The sequence below is a fragment of the Enterobacter adelaidei genome, from assembly GCF_041937165.1.
In the GTDB taxonomy this organism is placed as follows: domain Bacteria; phylum Pseudomonadota; class Gammaproteobacteria; order Enterobacterales; family Enterobacteriaceae; genus Enterobacter; species Enterobacter adelaidei.
Window position 1 is genome coordinate 219528 of the sequence record NZ_CP154354.1, and the last position, 19673, is coordinate 239200.

22 protein-coding genes and 2 pseudogenes are annotated in these 19673 nt (G+C 55.0%); 4 read left to right on the plus strand and 20 right to left on the minus strand.

Annotated elements, in window-relative coordinates:
• Positions 1 to 158 precede the first annotated feature (158 nt).
• Together AAHF05_RS23655 and ardK are read left to right on the plus strand one after the other, a co-directional pair.
• Positions 159 to 863, plus strand: a complete 705-nt coding sequence (locus AAHF05_RS23655) for an IS6-like element IS26 family transposase (protein ID WP_001067855.1) — start codon at positions 159 to 161, stop codon at positions 861 to 863.
• A gap of 339 nt (positions 864 to 1202) precedes the next feature.
• Positions 1203 to 1544 carry an antirestriction protein ArdAB regulator ArdK gene (ardK, locus tag AAHF05_RS23660; protein ID WP_000057569.1) on the plus strand — a complete coding sequence of 114 codons (342 nt, stop codon included), beginning with the start codon at positions 1203 to 1205 and terminating at the stop codon, positions 1542 to 1544.
• A 14-nt stretch (positions 1545 to 1558) separates the two neighbouring features.
• Here the strand turns inward: ardK and AAHF05_RS23665 are convergent, their stop codons facing one another.
• The 3 genes from AAHF05_RS23665 to aph(3'')-Ib form a co-directional block, all read right to left on the minus strand.
• Entirely contained in the window at positions 1559 to 2350 is a 792-nt protein-coding gene (locus AAHF05_RS23665; protein WP_004248792.1) for a SprT-like domain-containing protein, read from the minus strand.
• A 180-nt stretch (positions 2351 to 2530) separates the two neighbouring features.
• The gene (locus AAHF05_RS23670) at positions 2531 to 3367 is read right to left on the minus strand and encodes an aminoglycoside O-phosphotransferase APH(6)-Id (RefSeq protein WP_000480968.1); all 837 of its coding nucleotides are present in this window, start codon (positions 3365 to 3367) and stop codon (positions 2531 to 2533) included.
• Positions 3367 to 4170 (minus strand): aminoglycoside O-phosphotransferase APH(3'')-Ib, encoded by an 804-nt coding sequence (gene aph(3'')-Ib / locus AAHF05_RS23675; RefSeq protein ID WP_001082319.1) that lies wholly within the window; start codon positions 4168 to 4170, stop codon positions 3367 to 3369. Before aph(3'')-Ib ends, AAHF05_RS23670 begins: the two co-directional genes overlap by 1 nt.
• Positions 4171 to 4327: 157 nt before the next feature.
• Between aph(3'')-Ib and intI1 (AAHF05_RS23680) the strand changes: the two genes are divergently transcribed.
• The gene (intI1, locus tag AAHF05_RS23680; protein WP_002075255.1) at positions 4328 to 5341 is read left to right on the plus strand and encodes a class 1 integron integrase IntI1; all 1014 of its coding nucleotides are present in this window, start codon (positions 4328 to 4330) and stop codon (positions 5339 to 5341) included.
• Here intI1 (AAHF05_RS23680) and AAHF05_RS23685 read toward each other — a convergent pair.
• The 14 genes and pseudogenes from AAHF05_RS23685 to aac(6')-IIc form a co-directional block, all read right to left on the minus strand.
• On the minus strand, positions 5328 to 5933 hold the full coding sequence (locus AAHF05_RS23685) for a hypothetical protein (RefSeq protein WP_048228299.1): 606 nt from the start codon (positions 5931 to 5933) through the stop codon (positions 5328 to 5330). The two genes, intI1 (AAHF05_RS23680) and AAHF05_RS23685, sit on opposite strands and share 14 nt — an antisense overlap.
• Positions 5934 to 5943: 10 nt before the next feature.
• Positions 5944 to 6513, minus strand: coding sequence for a trimethoprim-resistant dihydrofolate reductase DfrA19 (dfrA19, locus tag AAHF05_RS23690; protein ID WP_000019304.1), 570 nt, complete (start codon positions 6511 to 6513; stop codon positions 5944 to 5946).
• Entirely contained in the window at positions 6513 to 6977 is a 465-nt protein-coding gene (locus tag AAHF05_RS23695) for a BRCT domain-containing protein (protein ID WP_000645230.1), read from the minus strand. The genes dfrA19 and AAHF05_RS23695 overlap by 1 nt, the downstream gene beginning before the upstream one ends.
• Before the next feature lie 301 nt (positions 6978 to 7278).
• Positions 7279 to 8820: an IS91-like element ISCR1 family transposase gene (locus tag AAHF05_RS23700; RefSeq protein ID WP_000050481.1), complete on the minus strand. Its 1542-nt coding sequence runs from the start codon at positions 8818 to 8820 to the stop codon at positions 7279 to 7281.
• 404 nt (positions 8821 to 9224) lie between these two features.
• Positions 9225 to 10064 carry a sulfonamide-resistant dihydropteroate synthase Sul1 gene (gene sul1, locus AAHF05_RS23705; protein WP_000259031.1) on the minus strand — a complete coding sequence of 280 codons (840 nt, stop codon included), beginning with the start codon at positions 10062 to 10064 and terminating at the stop codon, positions 9225 to 9227.
• Positions 10058 to 10405, minus strand: a complete 348-nt coding sequence (locus AAHF05_RS23710) for a quaternary ammonium compound efflux SMR transporter QacE delta 1 (RefSeq protein WP_000679427.1) — start codon at positions 10403 to 10405, stop codon at positions 10058 to 10060. The genes sul1 and AAHF05_RS23710 overlap by 7 nt, the downstream gene beginning before the upstream one ends.
• A 182-nt stretch (positions 10406 to 10587) precedes the next feature.
• Positions 10588 to 11628: pseudogene (gene ere(A), locus AAHF05_RS23715) on the minus strand (EreA family erythromycin esterase); the annotation flags it as partial.
• Between the two features lie 86 nt (positions 11629 to 11714).
• Complete coding sequence (locus AAHF05_RS23720) at positions 11715 to 12122, minus strand: nuclear transport factor 2 family protein (protein WP_063613390.1); 408 nt, start codon at positions 12120 to 12122, stop codon at positions 11715 to 11717.
• A gap of 386 nt (positions 12123 to 12508) precedes the next feature.
• Entirely contained in the window at positions 12509 to 12922 is a 414-nt protein-coding gene (gene arr, locus AAHF05_RS23725; protein ID WP_012695486.1) for an NAD(+)--rifampin ADP-ribosyltransferase, read from the minus strand.
• Between the two features lie 127 nt (positions 12923 to 13049).
• Complete coding sequence (gene aac(3)-IIg / locus AAHF05_RS23730) at positions 13050 to 13859, minus strand: aminoglycoside N-acetyltransferase AAC(3)-IIg (protein WP_012695485.1); 810 nt, start codon at positions 13857 to 13859, stop codon at positions 13050 to 13052.
• Between the two features lie 241 nt (positions 13860 to 14100).
• Positions 14101 to 15456 (minus strand): IS1380-like element IS1247 family transposase, encoded by a 1356-nt coding sequence (locus AAHF05_RS23735; protein ID WP_006473457.1) that lies wholly within the window; start codon positions 15454 to 15456, stop codon positions 14101 to 14103.
• Between the two features lie 93 nt (positions 15457 to 15549).
• Positions 15550 to 15738 (minus strand): annotated as a pseudogene (locus AAHF05_RS23740) (erythromycin esterase family protein); the annotation flags it as partial.
• An 83-nt stretch (positions 15739 to 15821) separates the two neighbouring features.
• Positions 15822 to 15947: a hypothetical protein gene (locus AAHF05_RS23745; RefSeq protein ID WP_022646489.1), complete on the minus strand. Its 126-nt coding sequence runs from the start codon at positions 15945 to 15947 to the stop codon at positions 15822 to 15824.
• Positions 15944 to 16525: an aminoglycoside N-acetyltransferase AAC(6')-IIc gene (gene aac(6')-IIc / locus AAHF05_RS23750; RefSeq protein ID WP_012695484.1), complete on the minus strand. Its 582-nt coding sequence runs from the start codon at positions 16523 to 16525 to the stop codon at positions 15944 to 15946. Before aac(6')-IIc ends, AAHF05_RS23745 begins: the two co-directional genes overlap by 4 nt.
• Positions 16526 to 16687: 162 nt before the next feature.
• Here aac(6')-IIc and intI1 (AAHF05_RS23755) point away from each other — a divergent pair, with 162 nt between their 5' ends.
• On the plus strand, positions 16688 to 17701 hold the full coding sequence (gene intI1, locus AAHF05_RS23755) for a class 1 integron integrase IntI1 (RefSeq protein WP_002075255.1): 1014 nt from the start codon (positions 16688 to 16690) through the stop codon (positions 17699 to 17701).
• Between the two features lie 646 nt (positions 17702 to 18347).
• On the opposite strand, the gene AAHF05_RS23760 is transcribed toward intI1 (AAHF05_RS23755), so the two are convergent.
• From AAHF05_RS23760 to AAHF05_RS23770, 3 genes are read right to left on the minus strand one after another with little or no spacing between them, the layout of a single operon-like run.
• The gene (locus tag AAHF05_RS23760) at positions 18348 to 18488 is read right to left on the minus strand and encodes a hypothetical protein (protein WP_001044210.1); all 141 of its coding nucleotides are present in this window, start codon (positions 18486 to 18488) and stop codon (positions 18348 to 18350) included.
• 5 nt (positions 18489 to 18493) lie between these two features.
• Positions 18494 to 19198, minus strand: coding sequence for an IS6-like element IS26 family transposase (locus tag AAHF05_RS23765; protein ID WP_001067855.1), 705 nt, complete (start codon positions 19196 to 19198; stop codon positions 18494 to 18496).
• 11 nt (positions 19199 to 19209) lie between these two features.
• Positions 19210 to 19659: an HNH endonuclease gene (locus tag AAHF05_RS23770; RefSeq protein WP_000241453.1), complete on the minus strand. Its 450-nt coding sequence runs from the start codon at positions 19657 to 19659 to the stop codon at positions 19210 to 19212.
• Positions 19660 to 19673: the final 14 nt, after the last annotated feature.

Here is a 19673-nt window from a genome sequence, read left to right on the forward strand (position 1 = left end):
GTTGCACGGAGTGCCATTCTCTCCTTCGCGCCAACTTCAAAGGCTAAGACGCTTCCTCCCAAATCACCTACTCGTAAACCTGTGGCAAGAGTAGAGGCACTGTTGCAAATAGTCGGTGGTGATAAACTTATCATCCCCTTTTGCTGATGGAGCTGCACATGAACCCATTCAAAGGCCGGCATTTTCAGCGTGACATCATTCTGTGGGCCGTACGCTGGTACTGCAAATACGGCATCAGTTACCGTGAGCTGCAGGAGATGCTGGCTGAACGCGGAGTGAATGTCGATCACTCCACGATTTACCGCTGGGTTCAGCGTTATGCGCCTGAAATGGAAAAACGGCTGCGCTGGTACTGGCGTAACCCTTCCGATCTTTGCCCGTGGCACATGGATGAAACCTACGTGAAGGTCAATGGCCGCTGGGCGTATCTGTACCGGGCCGTCGACAGCCGGGGCCGCACTGTCGATTTTTATCTCTCCTCCCGTCGTAACAGCAAAGCTGCATACCGGTTTCTGGGTAAAATCCTCAACAACGTGAAGAAGTGGCAGATCCCGCGATTCATCAACACGGATAAAGCGCCCGCCTATGGTCGCGCGCTTGCTCTGCTCAAACGCGAAGGCCGGTGCCCGTCTGACGTTGAACACCGACAGATTAAGTACCGGAACAACGTGATTGAATGCGATCATGGCAAACTGAAACGGATAATCGGCGCCACGCTGGGATTTAAATCCATGAAGACGGCTTACGCCACCATCAAAGGTATTGAGGTGATGCGTGCACTACGCAAAGGCCAGGCCTCAGCATTTTATTATGGTGATCCCCTGGGCGAAATGCGCCTGGTAAGCAGAGTTTTTGAAATGTAAGGCCTTTGAATAAGACAAAAGGCTGCCTCATCGCTAACTTTGCAACAGTGCCCCTTTTAAAAATATGCCTGTGGATATGTGCATATCATCGCTTACCAGCGCCGCTTCGCGGCTCGGTCAACCCCTCAGAACCGCGAAAACAAGTTTCGCAGTTCTTCACGGTTCATGTTTTAATCCGAGCATGGCGCCAGCACCTTCGCGGCACCATCGAGGCCCGCGCTGCTGCCGCACCGGGCCTCACCCTCAAATAAAATAAAGTTTATAAAAATCGTACTTGTATTGACCCCTGTTTATTCTGAGTATATCCTTTCTGTAACCAAAACTACGGAGGCGCCACAGATGGCTCAGAAAAACAGAATTTCAGAAACAGAATGGAAACAGCTGCTGCCGCAAATGGCTTCCTTTGCACACATCACAACAGATATTGGCTATTCCGTGCTTGTCAAAGGTGAGAAATCATCAGACGTAGCCACGCGAGTAGGCCGTTCCAAGCAAAACATTTCCAGCACCGTTAAGCGAATCTGGGATTTGTACCAGAACACCACTCTTAAAGCCGAGAACGGCGAACCATTAAAATTAGTTCAGGTCTGGATACCAGCAAGCCTTGCTGAAACTGTTTTAAAAGAAGCCGCGAAGTACAGCATTAATAACATCACGACCTCGGAAATGGAAAAAAAATAAAGTCCGAAAGGACTTTATTTTAAGACTACTAACGCGGCTTTATTACAGTGCTCGCCACCACAGTAAACCACTATCCCCGGTTTACCCCAGAGATTGATATGACACACCGGGCAGCTGTACTTTTCCCGGTTTGTTTTGTTCACCGGTGCTTCAGGCGGTGGGGTTACAAATCGCATGGCCTCTATGATCTCGTCGTCGAGTTCAACCGGGTCGCGCCCTTCCTCCACCTCCTGTTCGTGTTCGCTATCATCTTCCTCGTCGTCAATATAGCCTTTTCCTGTAGGGCTTAGCACAGCGCCAGGCTTAGGCTGGTAAGGCGGAAACCTGTCCATCCAGGAAAGCTGGAAATGGCCTGTCAGCAGTTCATCACAGGCCATATCGAAAGGGCCACCGGCAATAATATAATGGGTCATGCTCTGGCCCACTTTCCTGCCTCCCGGTTCGCCGGTATCAGAAGGCATTAGTCCTACCCGTTCCATCCGGGCCGCCCACTGTTTGTTGTGATAGCCACGGCGGCCAGGCTCGCCAAAATGGAATTGCCACTGATGAACCATCTCATGCACCAGTGTTGAAAGCGTGGCCTTTATGGTTCTGATCGAGAAATACACCGGATTCATAGCGATCTCGTCTACCGTGTACCCACTCTCACGGCCGACGAAACGCTTAAAGGAACAATAGCCATACGTTCGCTTCTCACGCTGCAACGTTATCAGGCATGGCGGCAGCTCGTTGCTGAATAGCTTCTCATTGAAAAAATCGTAGGCTCTCTGAAGTTCATCGTAGGTTTCGGGCGTAGGCAAATTCACTGCTAACCTCACATATATGTATTGTGCAATACACATAATTTAGCTGATCTTTTATACAGAGGAAACGGCTTTTAGGGGTCGTTTGCGGGAGAGGGCGAAATCCTACGCTAAGGCTTTGGCCAACGATATTCTCCGGTAAGATTGATGTGTTCCCAGGGGATAGGAGAAGTCGCTTGATATCTAGTATGACGTCTGTCGCACCTGCTTGATCGCGGCCGCGATAGCTAGATCGCGTTGCTCCTCTTCTCCATCCGCGTTCCAAGCTGCGGAAAGGCACCCATAAGCGTACGCCTGGTCGAGCAGGCGACGCGGATCGACGTCCAGCGCACGAGAGAATGCGTCCGCCATCTGTGCAATGCGTCTAGGATCGAGACAAAGGTCGTCTCTGTCAGCCGGATCGTAGAACATATTGGCGGCGCCAAAGCCCACTTCACCGACCAGACCGACGGGATCTATCACCAGCCAGCCGCGACTGGAGAACATGATGTTTTCATGATGCAGATCGCCATGTAGCCCACGCAGTTCCGAGGCATTGCTCATCATTTGATCGGCTATAATCGCCGCGTGGACGTAGTCAGTTTGACAACCTGCGTTTTGATCATCGCGCGCCCGCTGAAACAAAGCTGCAAAGCGATCCCGGATCGGGAGAAGGGCAGAAGGCAGGGGTTCCTCAGATGCGGCATACAGCTTCGCCATTAGTTCCGCTGCAATTTCGGTCGCCTGGTAGTCGCCGTGCTCGGCAACGATGTGAGAGAGCATTCGCTCCCCGGCATATTCGAGCAACATCAGATTGTTCTCACGACCGAGCAACCGGACTGCTCCCCTCCCATTGCGCCATACCAGATAGTCGGCCCCGCGCAGTTCATCAGCAATGTCTTCTATAGGTTTCAATCCCTTGACGATTGCAGGAGTCCCGTCTGGCAATGAAACTTTCCAAACGAGGCTGGAAAAGGTGTCCGCAATGAGAACAGGTTGCGAAACGTGCCAATGAGCAGGAAAAACAGGCGGCATGAACATCAACCCCAAGTCAGAGGGTCCAATCGCAGATAGAAGGCAAGGCGTTCGCGGTCGGGGGCTTCGATCCCCAATACATTGAATAGGACAGCGAAGGCGCGCTCTGCTTCATCTGGCGCTGCCCAGTTCTCTTCGGCGTTAGCAATCATGAGTGCCAAATCGGCATAGCGATCTGCTGTTCCGAGCCGCCCAAGGTCGATCAGACCCGTGCATTGAAGAGTTTTAGGGTCCACCATGAAGTTCGGCATGCAGGGATCACCATGGCAAACAACCATATCGGTGCGCTCTTGGTCGAGCCGCACCGGTAGCTCTCGTTCGACACGAGCCAAAAGATCGAGCTGCGGCGTACTCTTGTCCTCGTCCGGTAAGAAGTCGGGATTGACGGCATTGCGGGACACCACATCAACGGCGCGTCCGAACATTCGCGACAGCCTGCGCTCAAACGGACATTGATCAACCGATAGGCTGTGAACAGCGCCAAGTTGCTGCCCCATTGACGGCCACGCTTTGAGCAAATCCGCTCCAGACAGATCAGCCGCCGGTACTCCCGGAATTGCCGTTATCACCAAGCATGCACCCTCCTGTTCCTCCTGCCAGTTGATCACCTCGGGGCAAGCCACACCTCGACCTTTGAGCCAAATGAGGCGGTCACGCTCTCCAGCGAGCTCACCGCGGCGGGAAGCAGGTGCGATTTTCGCGAAGGCATGCCCGTCACCACGTCGAAAAACAAAATCACCAGATTCTCCGCCTCTGACAGGCAACCAGTCAGAATGCGATTCACCAAAAAAAATATTAGTTCGATTCAATGGAGGTTCCTTCAGTTTTCTGATGAAGCGCGGAGGTGGCTCAACCTGCGAAAAGAAACGAGTTGCTACGTAAGTCCGAGAACATGCTTTCCATGGTCTCTGAGCTCGCCTTGATGCCCGAGGCATAGACTGTACAAAAAAACAGTCATAACAAGCCATGAAAACCGCCACTGCGCCGTTACCACCGCTGCGTTCGGTCAAGGTTCTGGACCAGTTGCGTGAGCGCATACGCTACTTGCATTACAGCTTACCAACCGAACAGGCTTATGTCAACTGGGTTCGTGCCTTCATCCGTTTCCACGGTGTGCGTCACCCGGCAACCTTGGGCAGCAGCGAAGTCGAGGCATTTCTGTCCTGGCTGGCGAACGAGCGCAAGGTTTCGGTCTCCACGCATCGTCAGGCATTGGCGGCCTTGCTGTTCTTCTACGGCAAGGTGCTGTGCACGGATCTGCCCTGGCTTCAGGAGATCGGAAGACCTCGGCCGTCGCGGCGCTTGCCGGTGGTGCTGACCCCGGATGAAGTGGTTCGCATCCTCGGTTTTCTGGAAGGCGAGCATCGTTTGTTCGCCCAGCTTCTGTATGGAACGGGCATGCGGATCAGTGAGGGTTTGCAACTGCGGGTCAAGGATCTGGATTTCGATCACGGCACGATCATCGTGCGGGAGGGCAAGGGCTCCAAGGATCGGGCCTTGATGTTACCCGAGAGCTTGGCACCCAGCCTGCGCGAGCAGCTGTCGCGTGCACGGGCATGGTGGCTGAAGGACCAGGCCGAGGGCCGCAGCGGCGTTGCGCTTCCCGACGCCCTTGAGCGGAAGTATCCGCGCGCCGGGCATTCCTGGCCGTGGTTCTGGGTTTTTGCGCAGCACACGCATTCGACCGATCCACGGAGCGGTGTCGTGCGTCGCCATCACATGTATGACCAGACCTTTCAGCGCGCCTTCAAACGTGCCGTAGAACAAGCAGGCATCACGAAGCCCGCCACACCGCACACCCTCCGCCACTCGTTCGCGACGGCCTTGCTCCGCAGCGGTTACGACATTCGAACCGTGCAGGATCTGCTCGGCCATTCCGACGTCTCTACGACGATGATTTACACGCATGTGCTGAAAGTTGGCGGTGCCGGAGTGCGCTCACCGCTTGATGCGCTGCCGCCCCTCACTAGTGAGAGGTAGGGCAGCGCAAGTCAATCCTGGCGGATTCACTACCCCTGCGCGAAGGCCATCGGTGCCGCATCGAACGGCCGGTTGCGGAAAGTCCTCCCTGCGTCCGCTGATGGCCGGCAGCAGCCCGTCGTTGCCTGATGGATCCAACCCCTCCGCTGCTATAGTGCAGTCGGCTTCTGACGTTCAGTGCAGCCGTCTTCTGAAAACGACAAACGATGTCAGCCAATAAGTTGTTGTAATAATCGACAAGTGTTTGTTGCAACTCGCCGTCCTGTAAGACTGCATTATCAGTCTGATTCAGGGCGGCTATGGTGTCATTTATACACCATAAACCGATGACGGCTGCACGTAAATCTGTGGATGCTCTTGATGGCGATTCAACGTTTGCTGTCCCACGCATGGCGACAGCATTGTTTAGCCCAGCAATAATCCCATTATAAGTTGGGGGGAGGGGCTCCGACAACTGCAAAGCTATCTTTTCTGTATTGTTTTGGATGTCGTCCGCAAGAATGGTATTCTCGATCAGTTCTCGAGCCAATAATGATGTTTCGAAGCAGACGGCCAACACCGTCTGCTTCGTTTCTGGTTCTTGTTCTTCCACTGCCAGCGCGTTACTGATTGTTACGCACGTAAGTAGCAAAGTGAATGCGCTCTTGAGTCTCATCAACGGTTGCCTCCACAGTCTCGCTGGCACTGGAATCAATGTGAAAATTGTTCTGGATCGGATCAACAGGAATAAATCGATCACAGTCGAACTCTCTTGGAATTATGGTCATGTGCAGTTTCGTTGCTGATGAAAGAGCTTGAATGTACAACTTCTCCCCACCAATGACAGCAATGCGTTGATCGGTATTCTCATACAGGTTGATCACAGCACGAAGATCAGGAACGACAGTAGCGCCTATGACATCTTCTTGTTTTAACGTCGAGGAGATCACGAACGATTCGCGTTCGGGGAGAATTCCTTTCTCCTTGATTCGCTCCTCGGCGCCATCCTTTTCTAACTGCATGTCACGCATGTCAGTATACGTGTGTTTCCCCATAACGCACACGCGGATCTCTTTAGAAATCCGCGTAAATCGCGCCATGTCTTCTTTGCATTTCCATGGAATCTTGCCGCCTTTCCCGAATCCCAACTTAGAATCCACAGCGACTATTAGCTCAAGTTGTGGGTGACTCATTAAAACTCCAAACCAGTCGATGCTGGTTGTTCCAGATATTGCTTACGGAAGGTGGCCAGATCAATCAGTTTGATATTTGCCTTTCCGCTGTTGTTGAGATCGTGCACTTTCTTCAATTTGCCGGAAGATCCGGAAGTGGATGCCGCGATCACCATGGTGGTCTTCGACGAGACTGATGATTGCACTTCACCACCCTCAGCTTCAATCAGCTTCTCCAAGGCCGCGTCACGAAAACCGGTGATCACGATCTTCTCACCGGTAAAACGATCCCCCGAAGTGACCTGCTGTTTGAACCCGATGATTGATTGAATCTTGTTGAATAGCTCGGCATGTTCAGCCATACCTGCAAGCACTTTTGCGGCAGTTTTGTAGCTGAATTTGTCGACGCTAACGATCTGCTCTTCGGTGATGGCATTGAAATCATCCAAGGTCTTAATATCCAAGCCTTCACACAGAGCTTTCATCTTGCGGCGCCCAACGCCGCGCCCAAAGTGGGGCATCGACCCCAACCAAACCGACAGGGGAACACTACTGGGTATAGGAAGTATAAACCACCTTTTTGCTCCTCATCCGAAGTATCTTACCTGAAATTCCCTCACTCGTTTACCGCTCAAGCCCCAATTTTAACTGCCGGTCCAGCCTAAACCGCTCTAATAAGGTTCGATTTGGCGGTAAAATCTCTAGCCTGATAGCTCGAGAGATACAAACTGCCCCACCGCCCCGTTTAAAAGTTGGCAGTGTTGAGCAGTGTTGGATTTGGGGTCGTCAGTCAAAGAGACGACTCTGTGATGGATCGAACAGGCTGGGAGTCAGTGGCGGCGCTCGTTCTGGTGGCAGCTCACGCTGCTTGGCGGCATTCGCCTTGGCTGTTTTCTGTTTCAGATGCTTGAGAATCTGCTCAATGACCTTCGGATCTTCGATGCTGGCAATCACTTTGACGTGACCGCCGCAGTGTTCGCAGACTTCAATATCAATATTGAAGACTCGCTTGAGGCGTTGCATCCAGGTCATGGCGCGGTGGCGCTCTGCAGGACTCTTGTCACGCCAGTTAGTATCGAGACCTTCCGATTTGTCGGGCTTCTTGCCCCGCTTGGCGGGTGTTACTTGAACTCGGTGTTTGCTGTTCGGTGCAAAGACGCCGTGGAAGCGTGTGAGGTTGACTCGCGGCTTAGGTACCAACGCAGCGAGTTTGGCGATGAAGTCCAGCGGCTCGAAGATCACATGGGTGGTGCCATTGCGGTACGGAGTTTTGAGCTCGTAACGCACCTGCCCATTGGCGGTTAATGCCAGACGTTTTTCTGAAACCGCTGGCCGACTAATGTAGCGACACAAGCGCTCAAGCTTATCCCGCTGATGCGCTTCGGCCATCACACCGGCGTGTAGCGAGAAACCAGCATGGTTGGCTACTCGACTGCTTGAGTCGGCTTTATCCTCACGCCCTGGCAAGGTTTGCAGGGTGAAGACTTTGCGCCCTTGCTGGGGGCCGACGGCAATGCGATACGTAACCGAAGCACCATGTAATTGAGTCAGCGTATCGTCTTCGCCCTCTTCCAGTGTCAACCACGTATTCTCGGCATCACGCTCCAAAATCCCACGCTTTTCCATGCAGCGAGCGATGCGATGGCTGAGGGTGTGAGCGAGCGTATTCAGCTCATCGTAAGTGGGTGCCTTGACACGATGGAAGCGTTGCTTGCCATAGTCATCTTCGGCATAGACACCATCGAGAAACAGCATGTGGTAGTGGACATTGAGATTTAGCGCGGAGCCAAAGCGTTGGATAAGAGTCACTGAGCCAGTTTGTGCAGAGGCTTTGGTGTAACCGGCTTTTTTGATCAGATGAGTTGAGAGTGTACGATAGACGATACTCAAGACCTGGCCCATCAGCTGGGGATGGCGAGCCAGCAAAAAGCGTAGCTGGAAAGGAAAGCTGAGCACCCACTGGCGAATGGGCTCCTTGGGGAAGACTTCGTCTATCAGCAGCGCCGCACTCTCGGCCATCCGGCGGGCACCGCAGCTAGGGCAAAAGCCGCGTCGTTTACAGCTGAAGGCGACCAGACGCTCGTGATGACAATCCTCGCAGCGAACCCGCATGAAACCATACTCCAGACGGCCACATTGGAGGAGGTCGTTGAATTCTTGTTGGATGTAGCGAGGCAGGTGTTGACCTTGGGCTTCGAGTGAGGCTTTGAAGGCTGGGTAGTGCTGCTCAACCAGCTGGTAGAGCAGCGTCTGGTCGGGTTGGTGGCGTTCGTAACCGTTTGTTTGAGTGGGCGATTGACTCGCCGTGGCGTTCCTTGCCAGCGACATGGGTATCCTCCGCTGATACTGTGGTTATGTACAGTATCAGCGGCTTGCGTTCAGACGTCCAGTCTGGCCCTAGACATCGCTAAATGCTTAACCCGCAATAGCCCTCACGAGTTGTTATCAGCCACTACCGGTTGAGCGAGAAGGTTTTGGGTTCAGGGTGCTATTGCTCCACCAATCACAATACTGAAGCCCCAACTGTTATCAGTTGGGGCTTTTTCTTGTCTGTTTGCGGCGGTTGCGTTTTATCGGTAGTCGTCGAGCTCTGCACCATCCCACATAAGAGCTTAACGGTGCGATCTTCAACGCCATCACACAAAACTTTCTTTTTCACGCACAGTCAACTTATTGGATGTTTTATTAACAACCCAAAAGGAGATATTTAGCGGGCGGCCGGAAGGTGAATGCTAGGCATGATCTAACCCTCGGTCTCTGGCGTCGCGACTGCGAAATTTCGCGAGGGTTTCCGAGAAGGTGATTGCGCTTCGCAGATCTCCAGGCGCGTGGGTGCGGACGTAGTCAGCGCCATTGCCGATCGCGTGAAGTTCCGCCGCAAGGCTCGCTGGACCCAGATCCTTTACAGGAAGGCCAACGGTGGCGCCCAAGAAGGATTTCCGCGACACCGAGACCAATAGCGGAAGCCCCAACGCCGACTTCAGCTTTTGAAGGTTCGACAGCACGTGCAGCGATGTTTCCGGTGCGGGGCTCAAGAAAAATCCCATCCCCGGATCGAGGATGAGCCGGTCGGCAGCGACCCCGCTCCGTCGCAAGGCGGAAACCCGCGCCTCGAAGAACCGCACAATCTCGTCGAGCGCGTCTTCGGGTCGAAGGTGACCGGTGCGGGTGGCGATGCCATCCCGCTGCGCTGAGTGCATAACCACCAGCCTGCAGTCCGCCTCAGCAATATCGGGATAGAGCGCAGGGTCAGGAAATCCTTGGATATCGTTCAGGTAGCCCACGCCGCGCTTGAGCGCATAGCGCTGGGTTTCCGGTTGGAAGCTGTCGATTGAAACACGGTGCATCTGATCGGACAGGGCGTCTAAGAGCGGCGCAATACGTCTGATCTCATCGGCCGGCGATACAGGCCTCGCGTCCGGATGGCTGGCGGCCGGTCCGACATCCACGACGTCTGATCCGACTCGCAGCATTTCGATCGCCGCGGTGACAGCGCCGGCGGGGTCTAGCCGCCGGCTCTCATCGAAGAAGGAGTCCTCGGTGAGATTCAGAATGCCGAACACCGTCACCATGGCGTCGGCCTCCGCAGCGACTTCCACGATGGGGATCGGGCGAGCAAAAAGGCAGCAATTATGAGCCCCATACCTACAAAGCCCCACGCATCAAGCTTTTGCCCATGAAGCAACCAGGCAATGGCTGTAATTATGACGACGCCGAGTCCCGACCAGACTGCATAAGCAACACCGACAGGGATGGATTTCAGAACCAGAGAAAGAAAATAAAATGCGATGCCATAACCGATTATGACAACGGCGGAAGGGGCAAGCTTAGTAAAGCCCTCGCTAGATTTTAATGCGGATGTTGCGATTACTTCGCCAACTATTGCGATAACAAGAAAAAGCCAGCCTTTCATGATATATCTCCCAATTTGTGTAGGGCTTATTATGCACGCTTAAAAATAATAAAAGCAGACTTGACCTGATAGTTTGGCTGTGAGCAATTATGTGCTTAGTGCATCTAACGCGCTGATCACCGGCGGTTGAAAACCGTCCGGTGGATTGGCAGGTTATGCTCCTTCATTTCATTTCTGGTTTCCTATAGGGCAACCAGGCTGTCCTTGCCGGCGCTGGGAACGCAGACGATGGCATCAAATGCCTCGCTCAAATTCGTTTCTACAGAGGCGCTTTGGGACCGCATTCGCTTTGCTTCCATGGGGTCATCTGTCAATGTCAGGCATGAATCCTCCTTACCACAGGCATCGATGACATACTGTTCCACACTATCCTCACGGATTGCATCGGCAGGCGTGGTCACAACAGAGAATCCAAGAGGACTGTCGGGCGATGGGAAATGCATTTCCGGCACGGTGAGTCCAAGATGGGTGAATGCAATCGCACGGTAATCCCCCTCCTCCCTCTCTGCGAGATGCTGTCCCATGGGAACAGCCGTAAGCTCGCCTGAAAAGGAAACTGGAGTTTTTTGTAAATGATTGTTGTGCGCCAGCAGAATTATCCTTACATCCGGATTCGCTCGAACCATTCCATCCACCACGCCCGCCATATACGAGTCACGTACGGAAGTATCTCCCTCAAGAGAGGTACCATCGAAGAAAGCTTTCATTACACGCAAGGTTTCCAACGTATACTCTATCGACTCTATTCGATCAGAGGCTTTTCGGAAAAAATCGCTGTTGACGTGATTTTTCAGGACAGGGGCAAGCGACGCCAAACGGAGCTTCAATCTGGTTACCCCTGAGATAGCTTTCTCCTGCTGAGCCGTTTCCAACTCCCCCCATTTTGCCGATGAAATAACCGCCGACTGGCCATCAATGGACGTCAACAACTGAGTCAGCGCATCAACGTGGGGTTTCATGAGGTGGTCGATGACCTGGATAATTTCGGCCAATTGCGCTAGGTCGTCCCTTGGATTCAAGGTGTTGGGTAAATCGATTCCGACTAACTGCAGTTTTCTTCCTGATTCGCGTAGATATGATTTAACCCAAATCAGCACTGAGCCATACAAAGAAAAGGTCAGGGTATCCGAAAATCGCTCAAGTTCATGAGCACCGGCTGTTGAGTTGAGCCATTCAGATAGCCGGGATGCCTGAATCGCCCCACATTCCAAACCAATCGCATTAAGCATGCTTCCTCCACAATGGAGAGGCCCAGTTACAGGACGTTGCATAACTGCCAGCCGCGACCATTGAGGTCGCGGCATTTCTCTCATGACCGCTTTTGGCGCAATCCGAGCGATCTACTCGGCAGCTGTCGGCCCTTGGGGTCTTGTTTAGGGAACTGGCTCAGATGTTCGTGAGTGATCTTCCAGACATTCGCTTCTCTACGAAGGATAGTTGTTCCTCGCCCACCGCCTTCCAGAGCGCTACCATTTAAAATTGCCCTCCACCGGAAGTGATAGGTGCATCCGGCACAATCTTTCGACTGGGCAACCCACTCCAGGTTTTCTAACCAATAATTTTCAAGAGGAAATTTTTTCCAGGTTTCCTCAAAGGCTTGCCGTATCTGCTTCAGTCCACAAAATGATCCGTCATTGAACCAGAATATCGCATTTGGTGAAATTAACGGCACCAACTGATCGAAGTCGTGCATATTAATCAGTTTGCTCGACTTCACGCGGGATCCAGAACCAGGCGACATAGAGGGCCCGTAGGAAGAGAATCGTCAGCGCCGTTCCCACGACGATGCCGCCCATCATTGCGTAGGCACGATTGCCAGCATGAACTGGCAAAGCGCCGAAGTGCTTGCCAGCCTGGACACGTTTAACCTGACCGAGAGGTACGGTTGCGATGCGGAGATCATATTTGTTAATTAACGCGCTTGCTTAATTAACAATGGCCACGGGATTCTACTCGGAATCCCTTCAAGGCGAGGGGCGAAAATCGGCCCCAGGCGGCGAGTGGGCTAAGCAATTTGTGGCATCCGCGACGCGAATAAAGACCAGTGCGGTCATCGGCTACAGTCGGTTCCATGCGCCATGATGGCACTGCCGGCAGGCGACGTTAATCGATGATCTCGGCACCTTCTGCGTTCAGACGCGCCAGGCCCTCCTTCATTTCCCGCAGCCGCTGGGCCGTGTGTGCTTGCCACTTCGTCACTTCAGCAATTACGCGCAATGGATCGCGGGAGCGATAAGACAGGGTCGGGTTACCCGGGAACTTCTTATCCGTCAGGTTCGGATCCTCCTCGATGGCGCCGGTCGGTTCGACGACATAAATTCGTTCCGTTCCGCTGCCACCCGCCAATTCGGCGCCCCAGATCGCCGCATCGAGCGTGCCTGTAAAATACACCCACGACAGGGATTTCGCGTCTGTGAAATTCGATCGATAACCGACGGCGATCAGATCACCGGGTGCAAGAGCGGCTTTGGTTCCATGGAAGAACGACTGGGCAAACATGGTTGCGGTAGCAGACATAGAGTCCCCCTTGATGTTAAGCGCTTCTGTTCACAGTGTCGCGGGGCCCGTATTTTCGGCGGGGCGCACCCTGGATACATAGTCGTTGATAGGGTGCGGGCGAGCATCCCGCATGCCATGCGTCGGATCAGGGCGAGCCAAAGTGCCGTTGAAGATAGTCGACACCGAACGAAACGATATCCCGCGCTTCGAACAAGTAGCAGTGCGCCTGACCGACCAAGCCCTCCCGATGGCGTCGCAGCTCCACATAGGCATTGGTAATTGTCTCGACGGCGTCCGGCTCTCCTTCGATAGCGAAACAATCGAGAATGCCGTTGGAGTCGAAATCCTCGGCGCGTTTCCATCTCACTCCGCCGTCCTCGCTGCGGATCGGCATTTCGTAGCTCACGCGTCGCTTGTTCGGGATGCGGGCAATGGCCTCGGCGTAGTGCAGGACGGTAACGGAATCGAGCGGGGCTCCGAGCAACAGAACCTTTCCGGCACGCTCGACGAAACGCTCCAGCGGCGATCCAGGTCCGAAAGCCTGCCCAAGTTCGTGAGGCCGCGTCAGAGTGCCGGCCAGAGGCCCTACCGCGACCATCGAGGCATCCGGGTGCGCGCTGCGCCGGGCGCCGGGTGTCTGGAGGAGGAACCGGTTGAGCAGGCCGAAGCCGCGATACGTGCCTGATATGGCTGGATCGAACGGCGGCCATCGGTGGCGCAGTTCCGCATCCATCCGTGCGCCATTGAGCGTTTCTTCGTAAGGCGACCGGTCCCACGAGGCGTATCCCATCAAGCTTCCAGTGGGGCCGACGGCATCGAGCAGGGCAGACACTATCGATGCTGCGCCTCCATCGACGGGGCCGATCGCCTTCAGCGATGCGTGAACCATGACGAGAGCGCCGGATTGGACACCCAGCCGTGAAAGGTCCGCCGCAATTGTTTCCCTTGTGTTCATTCCGCTGCCATCCTCTATATCCTGCATTCCCCAAGTGGCGTGTCGTTTGAGGTGAAGATAGCCTGTATCCGAGCGCTAGACAAGGATTTTCTGCCGCAAGCGGCACCTGCGGTCGCGCAGACTGCTGGATCTGGACGGATCAGACCGCGAAGCCGCTGTTTCCTTGCCCAGGGGCGGCGTTTTTCAGCGCAGCGGACAGATCTGTCCAGCCGCTTTCGTTCAGTTTGAGCGTGGATCGCGATCATGCGCATAGCGGTGGCGCTCGCAATCGGCGGATAGCGGCGAGGATGGCGCGTACCATCGTGCCGGTGACAGCGACCTCGGCCAGCTGGAAGGTGATGGTGCGGGCGTGACGGACCACACGTGCCCCGATCTTGATCAGCTTCAGTTGCAGGCTGGTCAACGACCAGTCGGCCATGGCCTCGGGCAGCTCGATGCAGCGCAAGAAGGTGGCCAGGTTGTACGCCAGGGCGTGCAGTTGCAGCCGCACCTCATTGTCGCGGAACTTCCGGCACGACAGCCGCGTCCAGCGAAAGGCGTATTTGCCCTCTTTGATGTGCTGCTCGGCGGTGCCGCGCTGGTTGTAGAACCGCACCACCCAGTCCGGCTCCATCGGCAGGTTGGTGACGATGAAGCCGACACGCGGGAACAGTTCGCCCGGATGCCATTCGATCTTGGCGATCACCCGGCGTTCCTTGTCCCAGGACGCCGCCTGATACTCGAATTCCTCGAAGAACCGCTTGACCTTGGTCAGTGACGGCCGCCCGACAGGGCGCGTTAGCCGATGCGCGATCTTGTCCTTGAGGACCGCGTTTGCGGGCAGCCGGATGGCGTAGAAGAACCGCGCTTCTTCCAATCGCTCATAGATCGCCGGGATCGCGTAGGCAGCATCGGCCCGGAAGAACCTGCCACCAAGGTCGCGCTCCGCGTAGCGCGCAATTACGGGGTCGAGAACATCACGCCAGCCATCGGCGCTGTGGACGTTGCCATGGCGCAGGGCGCAGCGTTCCAGCATCCCGAACTGGTTGAACAGAAAGTTGGGGTGATAGCAGCTACAGTCGAAATGGCCATTCCAGGCGGACCCTTCCTGGTCGCCATGGGTCGGGCTGACCGAGCTGTCCATGTCCAGAACGATGTACTTCAGCCCGTTACGGTCATGGAACCGGTCGATCCATTGCCCGTTCAGGTCGGCCAGCGCGGCACGGTTCCCGGCCAGAGCCAGCGTCTCGGTCTCGAACCGTCCCATCTGCGATGCCGAGGCCGCTTGTGCATCGACCGCTCTGCCGCCGACAACTTGGCGCATGACCGGATCGCAGGCGAGACGGTTGGCGTCGTTGACATCCTCGTATCCGGCCAGCCGCCCAAAGACTGATTGCCGGAACAGGCCGTCGAGCCGATGGACCGTGTTCTTGCCAGAGCGAGTATCGCGCAGCGCCGCTGACGCCAAATCGGACAACCCGAGCGCGTCATCAAGCTCGCGCATCACCAGAAGGCCGCCGTCGGAACTGAGCTGCGTGCCGCGAAATTCCAGCCGCACGCGAGGGTCGAAATCCACCCGATCTGCCCGTTGCAAGCCCGCACCCTCTGGGTGATCCATGAAACGCGCCCCTCGCAGCCTTCAACACCATGTTTTATATAGGAAATATAATGGTCAGGACAGCGAAATCAGCGCCTTACTTGGGAAATGTGGGTTAAAATCATGCCTCTCGACAAAATAGCGAATAAGACTAGCTCTAGCCAGTGAGAACTCCGCGACAAAGTGAGCACCCTCGCCAATGCCGACAATTCGGGCGCCCTCAACTACGGGATTAAGAATCTCAAACTCATTGAACTCCAGCTTTTGAGGCTGTAAAAGTGTTCTGGTCGTTCTCCATGTCATTTTTTTATCCTTTTGCGTTTATTGCTGAAATCGTCATACTTTCGCTTCGCCAATAACCAGGCTCACAGAGCATAACGCCCCAGTTAACCGACATCAACGTGCGCAGCACGTTGATGTCCGGTTGAACGCCCGGTTAGGCTGACGACAGATGCGAAGGCAGATGAGAACACGCCGAGATACCAGTTGGTAGAGATGGTGCAGCCATTCATGACCACTTCCCCTTGATTTTGAAGCTTTGAACAGTGCGCAGGCTTTCGAACGCCTGGCGTGTTTGGACCATGTACACCGCAGGGCCGTCAGGTGTGAGGATGTTTTTTTCTTGAACGAACCCGGCCTTCTCGTAGCAGCGAATGGCGCGATGGTTGCTAGGAGATGGATCGGTTTGGATTTTCGTTACGGCCGGGTCGCTAAACAGGAGTTCAACGAGCGAGCGTACGAGCTTTGTACCCAACCCCTTGTTTAACTGTGATGGATTAGCCAAAGACTGGTCAATCCCGCGGACCCCTGGATCAGTTTCGTCTTCCCACCATCCATCGCCACTTCCAAGTGCGATGTAGGATTGGGCGTAGCCGATGGGTTCGTCATCTAGCATTGCGATGTAAGGCACTACAGCTTGCTTTGCCAGAACTTCGGGCGAATAGTGTTCTAAGACTTCGTCAAGAGTTGGGCGTTCATCCTCGCCGCCCCACCACTCGACTATGTGGGGGCGGTTCAGCCAAGCATGGAGCATTGGCAGATCGTTCTCGGCCATGACTCGTAGAACTATTGCGGCATTGTTGGCGGACATGAGATGTTGATTCCGTGCGGGCCTAACTTTGTTTTAGGGCGACTGCCCTGCTGCGTAACATCGTTGCTGCTCCATAACATCAAACATCGACCCACGGCGTAACGCGCTTGCTGCTTGGATGCCCGAGGCATAGACTGTACAAAAAAACAGTCATAACAAGCCATGAAAACCGCCACTGCGCCGTTACCACCGCTGCGTTCGGTCAAGGTTCTGGACCAGTTGCGTGAGCGCATACGCTACTTGCATTACAGCTTACCAACCGAACAGGCTTATGTCAACTGGGTTCGTGCCTTCATCCGTTTCCACGGTGTGCGTCACCCGGCAACCTTGGGCAGCAGCGAAGTCGAGGCATTTCTGTCCTGGCTGGCGAACGAGCGCAAGGTTTCGGTCTCCACGCATCGTCAGGCATTGGCGGCCTTGCTGTTCTTCTACGGCAAGGTGCTGTGCACGGATCTGCCCTGGCTTCAGGAGATCGGAAGACCTCGGCCGTCGCGGCGCTTGCCGGTGGTGCTGACCCCGGATGAAGTGGTTCGCATCCTCGGTTTTCTGGAAGGCGAGCATCGTTTGTTCGCCCAGCTTCTGTATGGAACGGGCATGCGGATCAGTGAGGGTTTGCAACTGCGGGTCAAGGATCTGGATTTCGATCACGGCACGATCATCGTGCGGGAGGGCAAGGGCTCCAAGGATCGGGCCTTGATGTTACCCGAGAGCTTGGCACCCAGCCTGCGCGAGCAGCTGTCGCGTGCACGGGCATGGTGGCTGAAGGACCAGGCCGAGGGCCGCAGCGGCGTTGCGCTTCCCGACGCCCTTGAGCGGAAGTATCCGCGCGCCGGGCATTCCTGGCCGTGGTTCTGGGTTTTTGCGCAGCACACGCATTCGACCGATCCACGGAGCGGTGTCGTGCGTCGCCATCACATGTATGACCAGACCTTTCAGCGCGCCTTCAAACGTGCCGTAGAACAAGCAGGCATCACGAAGCCCGCCACACCGCACACCCTCCGCCACTCGTTCGCGACGGCCTTGCTCCGCAGCGGTTACGACATTCGAACCGTGCAGGATCTGCTCGGCCATTCCGACGTCTCTACGACGATGATTTACACGCATGTGCTGAAAGTTGGCGGTGCCGGAGTGCGCTCACCGCTTGATGCGCTGCCGCCCCTCACTAGTGAGAGGTAGGGCAGCGCAAGTCAATCCTGGCGGATTCACTACCCCTGCGCGAAGGCCATCGGTGCCGCATCGAACGGCCGGTTGCGGAAAGTCCTCCCTGCGTCCGCTGATGGCCGGCAGCAGCCCGTCGTTGCCTGATGGATCCAACCCCTCCGCTGCTATAGTGCAGTCGGCTTCTGACGTTCAGTGCAGCCGTCTTCTGAAAACGACAGCTACCCCCGGCCAAAAAGGCCGTCATGCGATTTATCTTGGCCGGGTCGTTATTGGCGGGTCTAAATGGCCGCTCCGTGGATCTCATCGCCAGAAATGGCGATGCGAGATCCAGGGCAGGGCGGCCGCCATCGTCAGACCTGGCGATGGTCGACGCCGGCGCGCATCGTCGGATGTGGCGATGCGAGCTCGAGGTCGGTGGCCACCGCCGGCGACCTGGTGCCATCGTCGGCAATGGCGATGCTGCAGCTCGACGTGCGCGGCCTGGTCGTCTCGGCATCGTCGGATGCGGCGATGCTCGAGCGAGGCGAAAAAAAACCGCCTCGGGGTGTCCGAGGCGGCAAGTCTGCATGCGGTTCAGGGAGGAAGAAACCGCGCCGGCGATCAGGGAGGAAAACCGCGCGGCCTGATGTGCAGCTCGGCCACTTTAGCCGGATTTTTCGACTTATCCGATGCGAGCGGCCCGCCGTGGGCGCTGCTCGATCTGCTGTTGCTTTTTCTCGACGTGCTTCTGCTCCTGGTGCTGCTGCTCGTCGCGCGGCACTGTTGCAAAGTTAGCGATGAGGCAGCCTTTTGTCTTATTCAAAGGCCTTACATTTCAAAAACTCTGCTTACCAGGCGCATTTCGCCCAGGGGATCACCATAATAAAATGCTGAGGCCTGGCCTTTGCGTAGTGCACGCATCACCTCAATACCTTTGATGGTGGCGTAAGCCGTCTTCATGGATTTAAATCCCAGCGTGGCGCCGATTATCCGTTTCAGTTTGCCATGATCGCATTCAATCACGTTGTTCCGGTACTTAATCTGTCGGTGTTCAACGTCAGACGGGCACCGGCCTTCGCGTTTGAGCAGAGCAAGCGCGCGACCATAGGCGGGCGCTTTATCCGTGTTGATGAATCGCGGGATCTGCCACTTCTTCACGTTGTTGAGGATTTTACCCAGAAACCGGTATGCAGCTTTGCTGTTACGACGGGAGGAGAGATAAAAATCGACAGTGCGGCCCCGGCTGTCGACGGCCCGGTACAGATACGCCCAGCGGCCATTGACCTTCACGTAGGTTTCATCCATGTGCCACGGGCAAAGATCGGAAGGGTTACGCCAGTACCAGCGCAGCCGTTTTTCCATTTCAGGCGCATAACGCTGAACCCAGCGGTAAATCGTGGAGTGATCGACATTCACTCCGCGTTCAGCCAGCATCTCCTGCAGCTCACGGTAACTGATGCCGTATTTGCAGTACCAGCGTACGGCCCACAGAATGATGTCACGCTGAAAATGCCGGCCTTTGAATGGGTTCATGTGCAGCTCCATCAGCAAAAGGGGATGATAAGTTTATCACCACCGACTATTTGCAACAGTGCCATTTCTTTTCTCATTCCTTCAACACTAAAAGCTCCTTTAAAAAGGTTGCAGGGGGCGCATGATGGAAATAAGTTTTCTATAGCATGCAGTTCAGGGTGCATAACCTTACCCGTACTTCGGGCAACATGAGTTACGCCGCTGCCGACAGGGGCTCTCACCAGTTCAAAGTCGCGTCGAACAGGCTCAACATGATCGGCATGCCACCCTTTTTCAGGAAGCTTGCAACCACAATAGGCACAACGCCCCCCAAATTTCATTCGCAGCTCAGCTCGCTGTATTTTAGAGATCTTATTTTTAGGTTTTGAGAACCTACCATCAGGTGATTCAGCTTTGGATAACTTTGCTGAGGGCTCAGGTAATTCAACTAAATTCCCGTTGATATTTATCACCTTGACCATATCATTTTCCGCCT